Annotated in this window: 12 protein-coding genes; 3 read left to right on the top strand and 9 right to left on the bottom strand. The window is 64.7% G+C overall.

Annotated elements, in window-relative coordinates:
- From VN856_RS08345 to VN856_RS08355, 3 genes are all read right to left on the bottom strand, one after another.
- A partial coding sequence (locus VN856_RS08345) for a CoA transferase (RefSeq protein ID WP_325687952.1) occupies positions 1–92 on the bottom strand: 92 nt, incomplete at its 3' end.
- Positions 93–128: 36 nt separating this feature from the next.
- Positions 129–911 (bottom strand): FadR/GntR family transcriptional regulator, encoded by a 783-nt coding sequence (locus tag VN856_RS08350; protein WP_325687937.1) that lies wholly within the window; start codon positions 909–911, stop codon positions 129–131.
- A 76-nt stretch (positions 912–987) separates the two neighbouring features.
- Positions 988–1983, bottom strand: a complete 996-nt coding sequence (locus VN856_RS08355; RefSeq protein ID WP_325687938.1) for an LLM class flavin-dependent oxidoreductase — start codon at positions 1981–1983, stop codon at positions 988–990.
- Between the two features lie 199 nt (positions 1984–2182).
- Here VN856_RS08355 and VN856_RS08360 point away from each other — a divergent pair, with 199 nt between their 5' ends.
- Together VN856_RS08360 and VN856_RS08365 are read left to right on the top strand one after the other, a co-directional pair.
- On the top strand, positions 2183–3178 hold the full coding sequence (locus tag VN856_RS08360) for a Rieske 2Fe-2S domain-containing protein (protein ID WP_325687953.1): 996 nt from the start codon (positions 2183–2185) through the stop codon (positions 3176–3178).
- Entirely contained in the window at positions 3168–3779 is a 612-nt protein-coding gene (locus tag VN856_RS08365) for a TetR/AcrR family transcriptional regulator (protein ID WP_325687940.1), read from the top strand. The genes VN856_RS08360 and VN856_RS08365 overlap by 11 nt, the downstream gene beginning before the upstream one ends.
- Here VN856_RS08365 and VN856_RS08370 read toward each other — a convergent pair.
- From VN856_RS08370 to VN856_RS08385, 4 genes are read right to left on the bottom strand one after another with little or no spacing between them, the layout of a single operon-like run.
- Positions 3763–4380 carry an isochorismatase family protein gene (locus tag VN856_RS08370; RefSeq protein ID WP_325687942.1) on the bottom strand — a complete coding sequence of 206 codons (618 nt, stop codon included), beginning with the start codon at positions 4378–4380 and terminating at the stop codon, positions 3763–3765. The genes VN856_RS08365 and VN856_RS08370 overlap by 17 nt on opposite strands.
- Positions 4380–5492 (bottom strand): cytochrome P450, encoded by a 1113-nt coding sequence (locus VN856_RS08375; protein WP_325687956.1) that lies wholly within the window; start codon positions 5490–5492, stop codon positions 4380–4382. Before VN856_RS08375 ends, VN856_RS08370 begins: the two co-directional genes overlap by 1 nt.
- Before the next feature lie 60 nt (positions 5493–5552).
- On the bottom strand, positions 5553–6350 hold the full coding sequence (locus VN856_RS08380) for an SDR family oxidoreductase (protein WP_325687943.1): 798 nt from the start codon (positions 6348–6350) through the stop codon (positions 5553–5555).
- Between the two features lie 12 nt (positions 6351–6362).
- Positions 6363–7193, bottom strand: a complete 831-nt coding sequence (locus VN856_RS08385) for a mycofactocin-coupled SDR family oxidoreductase (protein WP_325687945.1) — start codon at positions 7191–7193, stop codon at positions 6363–6365.
- A gap of 168 nt (positions 7194–7361) precedes the next feature.
- Between VN856_RS08385 and VN856_RS08390 the strand changes: the two genes are divergently transcribed.
- Positions 7362–8189 carry an enoyl-CoA hydratase/isomerase family protein gene (locus VN856_RS08390; RefSeq protein WP_325687947.1) on the top strand — a complete coding sequence of 276 codons (828 nt, stop codon included), beginning with the start codon at positions 7362–7364 and terminating at the stop codon, positions 8187–8189.
- Between the two features lie 11 nt (positions 8190–8200).
- Here VN856_RS08390 and VN856_RS08395 read toward each other — a convergent pair whose 3' ends face one another.
- Positions 8201–8977: an SDR family oxidoreductase gene (locus VN856_RS08395; protein ID WP_325687948.1), complete on the bottom strand. Its 777-nt coding sequence runs from the start codon at positions 8975–8977 to the stop codon at positions 8201–8203.
- Between the two features lie 10 nt (positions 8978–8987).
- Positions 8988–9936, bottom strand: a 949-nt coding sequence (locus VN856_RS08400; protein ID WP_325687950.1) for an acyl-CoA dehydrogenase family protein, incomplete at its 5' end; no start/stop codon positions are given.

Here is a 9936-nt window from a genome sequence, read left to right on the forward strand (position 1 = left end):
GCGCCCCAATCGGCGAGCACCGCGCCTGCCGAGGGAACGAAGGTGAATTGAGCGACTTCCAGCACGCGAACTCCGTTGAGCGGCTTGCGCATTAGACTTCCTTCACGTGGGGTGGACGCCGAGCCCACTCAATGCATGATGTCTCGGACCTTCGTCTTCTCATAGCCTTTGAGCAGCTCAGCGCCGGCGTTCTCCATGTGTCGCCGCCAATGTGCCTCGGCCTCGTCGCCCTCGCGCTTGGCCACGAGGTCGGCGAGTCGGGTATATGACCGCATCAGCTTGTTGTACTGAGCCTTGGGCACAACGTTCTCGACGCTGAGAAACGCTGCGGTCATGTGTCTTTCGAAGATCTCGTGCAGCATGCCGGCGATCACGGTCAGCGTCGCGTTGCCGGATAGTTCCACCAGTCGGCGGTGCAATCCGGTCGAGGCCGCCGCCAATCTGCCTGTCTCCCAGGCATCAGGTATCTCATCGATGAGGTCGCGTAACTCGCGGTGCGCTGTCGCGGTACCGTTTTCTGCGAGCAGTCGGGCCGCATACGGTTCGATCCCCATCCGTGCAGTCATCACGTCGGCAAGCGTCGTTCCCGCCATTTCGAGCAGGAAGCCTGCCGGCCGCGCGACGATCTCGGGGCCCGGGACGCGAACCCGGGCGCCGGTGCGTGAGCCGCGGCGCACCTCCACGAGGCGGTCGGACTCCAAAACTCGCACCGCTTCTCGCAGCGACGGCCGGCTGACCTGGAAGTGATCCATGAGTTCGGCTTCGTAGGGCAGGAAGTCGCCGTCTTTGAGCTGTCCCTCGACGATCATCCGCCGTAACGTGTCCGCCACGATCTCGGCCGTCTTGGGCGACCGCACCGCACCGTTTTTCTCTGAAACGGTCATCGGCCCGAGAGGCTCCCGTTTAGGCATCGCGACCTCCTGAAACTCAACATGTAGCACTCAGTACACCATGTACGGCGGCGATTTGGCGCATCCGTGGCATGCGTTAGTGCAGCTGCGACAGCACGCGCGTGGCGGCTGCGCCGTAGCCGGCGCGTCGCCTGCGTCCGACCAGGAAACTCGGCGGCGATGCAAACGCCATGTCGGGCAGTCGTTTGCGACTCGCAATCATCTCGTGCGCCTGTTTGTCGTTCCCGCAGATCGCGATCGACCACAGCATATCGTCGGTCACGTGGTCGGCGATCGTTTCCGGTTGGCCGCTGCGGAAGGCTGAACGAATCTGGGCGACCTCATCTGTCCAGCCGTGCAATTCGACGAGTGAGTCATAGGTCTTCACGGTGAAGTAGAAGGCGACCTGAAGCCGTGCGTCCCGGATAGCCCGGGCCGGGTCGTCGTTGTCGATCGCGGTGATCAGCCAACCCCAGCGTCGTAGCTCGGCCGGGTCGCGTCCGCTTGATTCGGCCCCACGCGCCAGTTCGGGCTCCACGAGTTCGGTCCACCACCGATCGGTAAATATGCCGTGCCCCAGTACGCCATCAGCAGTGCGACCTACCGTGCGCACCATGATCCTGTTGAACGCTCCGATCAGGATGGGCACATCCAACCGGCCGAAGACCGGCGCACGGATGTCGGCGTCGATGTTGTAGAACCGGCCCTCGTACCGAATGCGTTCGCCGTTCTCGGCTTGGAGAAAAGCCCGGATCACCTCGATCAACTCGGCCATCCGGGGAGCGGGGTGGGCGGCATCGACACCGAACCAGTCTCTATTCATCCGCGAGGTGCCCGACCCGAGCCCCAGAAAGACCCTGCCCGGGGCGAGTGTGGAAAGGTGCCGGATCGCCGAGGCGTGCACGAAGGGGGACCGGGCGAACGCATACGCGATCCCGGGGCCGATCTTCGCCTCCGAGGTGCCGAGCGCCATCTCGGTCGATGTGACGTAGGCGTTGAGGTCGGCGAACTCACCGGCGCAGAACGCGCGTGCCCCGACATTCTCGGCCTGCGTTGCCAGCGCAGGCCCCGGCCACGGCAGACCCCAGTCCATGCGCGCTCACATCCATCCACGTCACATCATTAACCTAGTAATACAAGTTCATTGTACGTCCTGATCGGCCATCGCGGCTAGATTCTCCCGACCACCCACTATTTTCGACAAAAGTGTCAAAAATGGCTAGCCTCGGATATTGCTGCTGCCAGGCGTTGCGAGCGGAAGGAACGTGTCGGCTGTGAAAACCCTGCCGAGCATGCTGCCCACTGGATGGTTCCAGGTCGCGTGGAGTGCGGACCTCGCCGTCGCTGATGTGGTCCCATTGCACTATTTCGGCCGGGATCTGGTCGCATTCCGGCAACTGGACGGGGTGGTGAAGGTGCTGGACGCGCACTGCCAACATCTTGGTGCGAGCCTGGCTCATGGTGGCTGTGTTGTCGAAGACGGCATCCAGTGCCCGTTTCACGGTTGGGTGTGGAACGGCGCCGGGCGCAACGTCCACATTCCTTATCAGGATCGGCCCAACAAGGCCCGGCGGGTACGTTCCTACCCCGTCGCGGAGCGCAATGATTCGATCTTGATCTGGCATGACATCGCCGGCAGGGAGCCACTGTGGGAGGCGCCCGACGCCTTCGCGGTGCTCGGCGATCACGTCCGCTCGCGGCAGTTCCACGCATTTGGCGCCGATTGCCGGACGCGGCATGAGCGGGTGAAGGTGCATCCCCAGGTGATCGCCGAGAACGCCGTCGACCCGCACCATTTCCAGTTCGTTCATCGCACCCCGATCAGTCCCGTGGTGTTGCGCGAGAGCACCGACAGCTCGACCTGGTCGGCCAAGGTCGGCTTCGGCCGGAGGTGGAGCGACGGCGTGGACCGAGATGGCGAGACGATGAACACGATCGAGATCTACTGGTCGGGCGTTGGTCTCAGCTACAACGGCGAACACGTCCGCGACGGGATCCGGGTGATCTCGATCTGCGCTACACCGGTGGACGACTCCCGATCAGACATCTTCGCCGGGTACTGGATCAGCGAAGAACAAACTGAAGAACCCGGTGATTTCGAAAACCGGCTGGCCGCGGCGAAACTCGCTCTGCCGGACGACATCCGGATCTGGGAACACCAGCAGTATCTCGAAAAGCCGGGCCTGGCCACTTCGGAGGGAGCGGGCTTTCGCGCACTGCGCCGGTGGGCGAGCGGCTTCTATCCCGAATCGCAGGCCGCAGCCGAGCCGGTTGCGCATGGCGTCTGATGGCTCGCCGCGCCGGGTAATACGCAAGTCCGACCGCACCCGAGAGTCAATTCTGGATGCGGCGCGAACCGCGTTCGCGCGCAAGGGTTTCTCTGGCGTCACCATCAGGGACATCACCGAACTCGCAACGGTCACCCGGGCGAATTTCTACTACTACTTCGCTGACAAGACCGAGCTGTTCATTGAGCTGGGCACCGATACCTACCGCGAGGCACTCGCGGTTGTCGAAGGCTTCATGGAGCAGGGCAGCTCGCCCGACAGAGGCAACATCGAGGCTTGGGTCGCCGGCTACTTCGACTACCTCGATCGTAACGGTGCGTTCGTCATCCGCTCTACGGCGGACATGCCTTCCGATCGCAAATTCCGTGCTGCGGTGACCCGCTCGCACCGTCGAACCGCCGCCGCGCTCGGTGAGGGCATCGCCAAGCTGGCGCCGACACCGCCGGACCTCGACCCGGTCGCAACCGGCCTCGTGGTCATGGCCATGCTCGAGCGTTCGTGGCTGATGGTTCGTCACAACGAGATCCCGTCGGCGACACGCCAAGCAGTCATCATGGCGGCCACCGAGATGCTGTGGCGAATGGTTACCGGTCAGACCTGACCGGCGTCCATTCTGCGATCAGCCGATCGACCGTGGTGAGCCGGCCCAGCACAGCGATAGTGTTGTCCAGCACTTGGTTTGCATAGTCCTGCGGAGTTCCACCGACGGCGTCGCGCGGCACGACAAGGTCGAAACCGGCCTGTGTGACATGCCCGGCAGTATGGGTGATCGCCAGATTCAGCGAAACGCCGACGAGGACGATGGTCCTCACGCCGAAGCCTTTGAGCACGGGCAGCAATTCAGAATCGAGCGTGGGGAAAAGGCCGTGGTGGCGCGGTAACACCAAGTCAGTAGGTGCCAGCAGCTCGGGAAGCACTGCGGTGGAGGCGGTTCCGGGAGCCCAATGTGCGGTTGCCGGACCCAGTGCCCGCCAGATGCGCGCCGTCCCGGTCGGCCGGCCGCCGAGGTTGCCCTCGTAGGTCGCGTGCACCACTCGCGCGCCGAGCTGACGGGCCGATTCGAGAAGCCGGGCCACGCTGGAGACGAGTTCAGAGCTGTCGGCGGCCAAGGCGGGCAAGACGGAGTCGGGGCCCAACACACCGTTCTGGCATTCCACACAGACAACAGCCGTGGTCTCGGGGTCCCATGGTGTCGGAGCCATCAGCCGAGCTTCAGCGGTACTCGCTCGAGTGAAAACGTGTTGGCCGGGAACACGATCTGCGGTTCCTCGCCGTCTTTCACCGAAAACTCGGGAATGCGCCGGAGCCATTCGTCCACGATCAACCTCAGCTCGAGGCGGGCCAGGTGCGACCCCAGGCAGCGGTGTGGTCCGCCACCGAAGCCCCAGTGCCGGTGCACCTTTCCGTCCATCACCACGTCGTTGGTGGAGATCTCGTCGCTGTCGTCACGATTGATCGCGGCGATACACAACCGCACCATGGTGTCGGCGGGCAGCGTGACGTCGCCGATGGTGACCTCGGTGGTGGTCACGCGGGGCACCATCGGCGCCGGCGGCTCCAGCCGGACGATCTCCTCGACGAACACGTCGATCTGGTCGGGATCTTCGCGCAGCGTCACCCTCAGCTCCGGGTTGCGGGCGAGCTCCAGCAGGGCCGAACTCATCGCCGCGGTGACGGTGTCCAGCCCGGCCAGGACGAACAGGAAGCTCAGGCCCATGATTTCACCGTCGTCGAGCGGCTCCTCGCCATAGAGTAACTGGGACAAGATGTCTGGCCCGGGGTCGGCCCGCCGTGCGTTGATCGCCTCGGTGAGGTACGCGACCAATTCGAGTGCCGGCGTCAGGTCGGCATCCTCGAGTGACGGCGCTTCCGAGATGGCGATAACCGATGTCTTCCAGGCGACGAGCTTGTCGCGATCATCCAGCGGAAGGCCGAACAAGGTCAGGAACACCTGCGAGGGGTAGGGGATCGCAACGTCGGCCACCACTTCGCATTCGCCCTGTGCCGCCACCCGTTCGACAATCTCGATCGCTTGCTGCTGCAGCGAGGGCAGCATCTCTTTCAGCGTGTGCGGGCTGAAAAAGGGCTGCAGGATCTTGCGGAACCGGGTGTGCTCTGGCGGATCGAACGAGATCGGCACCAGGGGCAGTGGGCTGCCGAGTACGTCGAAAGCCTTCTTCGACGAAAACAATTCGGGGTCGCGCAGCGCGGCCAGCACGTCGTCGCGATGGGTCAGATAGAAGATTCCGTCGACGGACACCACGCGTCCCGCGTCACGCAGGGCCTTCCATCCCACCCCGCGGTCGGCCGCCATCGGCAGACTGGCGAAGGAGAGTTCAGGGGCGCCAAGGGTTTCCACGTGTGCTCCTAGGGGTTACAACGCCGATCGGTGCAAGCCACCGTCGACTTCGATCCAGCTACCGGTCAGGTAGCCGGCTGGTTCTGAACAGAGATAGGTGATGAGCGAGGCAATTTCGGGCGGTCTGCCCATCCGTGCCGCGGGGACGCGGGCCTCGGTCAGCATGAAGTCCCGTCGCTCCTGATCGGTACTCGCGCCGAGGTGCTGCTCCAGGTAGGCCAGTGCGTTCTCGGTCTCTATCCAGCCGGGCGCGACGGTGTTGATCGTGATGCCGTGCTGGGCGTACTCGTCAGAGACCGTCTTGAGCAGCCCGATCGTCGAGGGCCGACTCGTGTTGGCCACCGCGTGGTGGATGTTGCCCGCCGGCTCTTTGGCGGTGGCTGAACCGATATGGACGAATCGACCCCAGCCGGCGTCCTTCATTGCCGGCAGGACCGTCCGCAGCAGCAGGATCTGGCTCATCGTGTGCATTTCGAAGGATTCGCGGTAGACGTTCAGGTCGGTGATGTCGGCGAAATCGCCTGGGCGTTGATACTTCGCTTGACCGATCACGATGAGCGGCGGACCGTGCTCGGCGGTGACCTCCCGCACGGCGTCGCCGAGTTGCTCTGCATTGGCGACGTCTGCGCTGACGCCGATCGCGGTTCCGCCATCACCGCGGATCGTCTCGACCGCGGCGTCGACGTCGATCTTGGTCCGCGCCAGGACCGCCACCCGCGCACCCTCGCCGGCTAGCTGTTTGGCGACCTCGAAGCCAATTCCCTTGCTGCCGCCGACAACCAGCGCCGATCGGCCGTCGATTCCGTAGTGCATTCGCCGCGCCGACTATCCTCGCCGCACGTCCATGCCGGCGTCCACCTTGAGGATGCTTCCGGTGAACGAGCGGCCCGCGTCGCTGATCAGGAACAGGATGGCATTGCTGACGTCACGCGGCTCGATCATCGGGAAGTCCGGCAGTGCGGTCTGCATCGCGTTGACCAGGTGCGGGTTCTCCTCGATCACCTTGAATAGCGCCGGGTTCTCGGTGATCATCGGCGTCGCGCAGTTGGTCGGCGCCACCCCGTTCACTCGGATACGTTCAGCGGCAAGCATGTTCGCGTAAGAGCGGACCAGGCCGGTGATCGCGAGCTTGGACATCAGGTAGGCGTCGGTCCCGCCACGACCGTCGGTGAGATCCAGCAGCGCGATCATGGAACTGGTTGCGATCAGGTTGCCACCCTGGCCGCGCTCCTTCAGGTGGGGAATCGCGATTTGAAATGCGTTCCAGACGCCGATGAGCATGATGTCGAGGCCGAGCCGCAACGCTTCGGAGGCGTCGCGCTCCTCGGCATTGGTCAACACCACGCCGGCGTTGGCGATGACGGTGTCGATGTGCCCGAACTGTTCGACGCCCGCGTCGAACACTTGCTGCAGGGCAGCTTTGTCGCGGACGTCCGCCTTGCTGAAAAGCATCTCCTGCCCGGTCTTTTCGACCAGGCGAGCCGTCTCCTCGAGGTCCTCGTAGGAGCTCAGCTTGTAGGGCACGACCTCGAGGTCTTCACAGATGTCGACTCCGACGATGTTCGCACCTTGCTCGGCGCACATGACCGCATGCGAGCGGCCCTGCCCGCGGGCGGCGCCGGTGATGTAGACGACCCGGCCGTCGAGTGAACCCATTCGTTTGCCTCCAGTAGCTCGCTAGTGGCCGCGCTGTGCGCGATGGTACGGGCGCGATTCAGTGACCTGCGCCACGTGGAGGATGCTACGCCGGGAGATTGGAATCATACAACTATTTCGCTACTTTGATTCGAGCGAAACAATCGATGCTCTCGAAGGGATTCCCACATGTCTGATGGCCTCAATGGCGGTCCCCGTCCTCCCGACGGCGACTGGTTGGGCACTCCGTTCCTGCGCTTTGAACGCGAAGGTGCTTTCGCGGTATGCACCCTGGACCGTCCGAAGGCGCGCAATGCGATGACGCCCGCGATGTACTTCGGCATCCGGTACGCCATCAGCCGGGTCAATGCCGATCCCGATCTCGCGGGTCTGCTCATCACAGGAACCGGTGACGTCTTCGCACCGGGCGGCGATCTGGGGCAGTCCGCTGAGGACAATTGGATGGACTTTGCCGCAACCATGGGCATGGACGCGACGCCGTTCGACGTCTTGCGACAGTCGCCGAAACCGGTTGTGTCGGCGGTCAATGGCCTGGCTCAGGGTGGCGGTCTGCAGATCGCCATGTGCAGCGACCTCGCGGTGGTCAGCGATCGGGCGACCTTCCGGGTGCCCGAGTTGTTCCGCGGCATTGCCGACACCTACTACAGCCAGGTGTTGGCACGCTTGATCGGCCCGGTCCGCACGAAGGACCTGATGTTCACCGGCCGGACGTTGACCGCGCAGGAGGCCCTCGATTGGGGCATGGTGGCCCGGGTGGTTCCGCACCACGACCTGCTGAAGGTTGCCAAAGAACTTCTCGGTCAATGCTGTCGGACGGCTCCGGCAGCGCGCGGCGTGGTCAAGGCCAGCCTGGACAACTACCTGGGCTTGTTCGACCGGATCGGGATGCAGACCAGCATGTTCGGTCCTGAGGCGCGCGAAGGCTTCCGCGCGTTCAAGGAGAAGAACTCGCCGACGTGGGTGCACCCCGAGCTCCAGCTTGACGGCCGGTTGTAGCGCCGTCGCCCCTACTTGGGGGTAAACCGCTGGGCGCCGTCGAGGCGCATCACTTCGCCGTTGACGTAGCCGTTTGTAAGTAGGAACGTCGCCGCGTCGGCGTACTCGTCGGGCGTACCCAGCCGCTTCGGGAAAGGCACGTTTGCGGCGAACTTGGCGATGGCCTCTTCGCCGACCGACTCCATGATCGGTGTCTTCATGGTCCCCGGCGCGATGGTGTTGACCCGGATGCCCACCGAACTCAGGTCGCGCGCTGCGGCGATGGTCAAGCCGATGACGCCGGCTTTCGCCGCCGCATAGGCGGTCTGCCCGATCTGGCCTTCGTAGCCGGCAATCGAAGCGGTCAACACCAGTGCGCCGCGCTCGCCGTCGCGAGGTTCTGCGGTGGCCACCGAAGCGGCCACGAGTCGGGCCATGTTGTAGGTGCCGTTCAGATAGAGGTCGATGGTCTTCGTGAAGCCGCCGAAGTCGGCCGGGCTGCCGTCCCGCTGCACGATCCGTTGCGCCACACCGAAACCGCCGTGCGCGACGACCGCGTAGCGCAGCTGACCCAGCTGGTTGGCCTGCTCGATCGCGCCGAGAATGCTGTCCTCGCTGGTCACATCGGTGCTCACGAACAGGGCGCGGCTGCCCAGCTCGTCAGCCAGCGCCTTGCCCTTGTCGGCGGCGAGATCGGCGATCACCACGCCGAGTCCGTCGGCGTGCAGCCGACGGACCGTTGCCTCGCCCAGGCCGCCCGCCCCGCCACTGACGATTGCCGAGGCGCCCTCGAATTGCTGTACCGTCACGCTTTCTCCTTCATCTCGTGTTGCTTTCCATGTGAGTCACATCGCCCGTCACCAAACTCCACGGGTCCTCCGCGGATAGCACCTGCCGGCCGAGTCGCCGCGCGTAGCTCGCGGTCGTGCCGTACTCCCCGGTCCAGCTCTGAGCGCGCAGGGTGAACAGCCACAGCGGGTGTTCACTGGTGACGCCGATCGCACCGTGCAGCTGATGAGCGACGCTGGTGACTGGGCCGACGGCCCTGCCGACCGCCACCTTGGCGACGGTGACCGCGTAGTCGGTGTGTGGGGAGTCGAAGCCATGCTCGGCAGCGGCGGCGATCGCCAATTCCGCAGCGGCGCGGGCTCTTTCGATTTCTCCGGCCATGCCGGCCAGTGATTGCTGCACAGACTGGAAGGCGCTGAGCGGGCGACCGAACTGGACGCGCTGGCGGGTGTGGCTCACCGATAACGCTGCGGTGGCATCGAGCACCCCGATGGTCTGCACACAGCGAGACCATGCGCCGCGCCGAGCCAACTCGGCGCCGACTGCCGGGTCTACTGCGTGCAACTGGTCCACCGACACGTCGAACGGAAGCGAATCGCGCGGTTCGCCCGCCAGGTTGTGATCTTCCCGCAGCACACCGGGGACCACGTCGATCACGCCGATGCGCAGTCCGGCGGGTGTGGTGACGGCCAGCAAGGCGGCCGTGCACGCTCGTGCCCAGGGCACCGCCGGCGCGGTGCCGGTGACCCGCTTGCCGTCGTTTTCGGCGTCGGCGATCGCGACGGTCAGCGGGCCGTCGGGTAGCTCGATCCCGGTCTGCCGGCCAAGCCACCCGGCCAGTGCGTCGGTTTCGGCCAACGGCACCGCACCGGCGTGACGGGCCAGGCTGTAGAGCACAATGGCCAACTCGTTCGGGCCGGCTCCCGCGTCTGGCGTGCTGGTCAGTCGGGCCAGCCCGGTGTCCTCGAGGTTGTGCCAG

This window comes from Mycobacterium sp. (genome assembly GCF_035603715.1).
Classification (GTDB): domain Bacteria; phylum Actinomycetota; class Actinomycetes; order Mycobacteriales; family Mycobacteriaceae; genus Mycobacterium.

What these genes read in the sequence shown, in the direction of transcription:
- VN856_RS08365 (WP_325687940.1), top strand. Translation starts at nt 3,168, where the DNA reads ATGGCGTCTGATGGCTCGCCGCGCCGGGTAATACGCAAGTCCGACCGC.
- VN856_RS08370 (WP_325687942.1), bottom strand. Translation starts at nt 4,380, where the DNA reads ATGGCTCCGACACCATGGGACCCCGAGACCACGGCTGTTGTCTGTGTG.
- VN856_RS08360 (WP_325687953.1), top strand. Translation starts at nt 2,183, where the DNA reads ATGCTGCCCACTGGATGGTTCCAGGTCGCGTGGAGTGCGGACCTCGCC.
- VN856_RS08355 (WP_325687938.1), bottom strand. Translation starts at nt 1,983, where the DNA reads ATGGACTGGGGTCTGCCGTGGCCGGGGCCTGCGCTGGCAACGCAGGCC.
- VN856_RS08390 (WP_325687947.1), top strand. Translation starts at nt 7,362, where the DNA reads ATGTCTGATGGCCTCAATGGCGGTCCCCGTCCTCCCGACGGCGACTGG.
- VN856_RS08375 (WP_325687956.1), bottom strand. Translation starts at nt 5,492, where the DNA reads ATGGCGGCCGACCGCGGGGTGGGATGGAAGGCCCTGCGTGACGCGGGA.
- VN856_RS08350 (WP_325687937.1), bottom strand. Translation starts at nt 911, where the DNA reads ATGCCTAAACGGGAGCCTCTCGGGCCGATGACCGTTTCAGAGAAAAAC.
- VN856_RS08380 (WP_325687943.1), bottom strand. Translation starts at nt 6,350, where the DNA reads ATGCACTACGGAATCGACGGCCGATCGGCGCTGGTTGTCGGCGGCAGC.
- VN856_RS08385 (WP_325687945.1), bottom strand. Translation starts at nt 7,193, where the DNA reads ATGGGTTCACTCGACGGCCGGGTCGTCTACATCACCGGCGCCGCCCGC.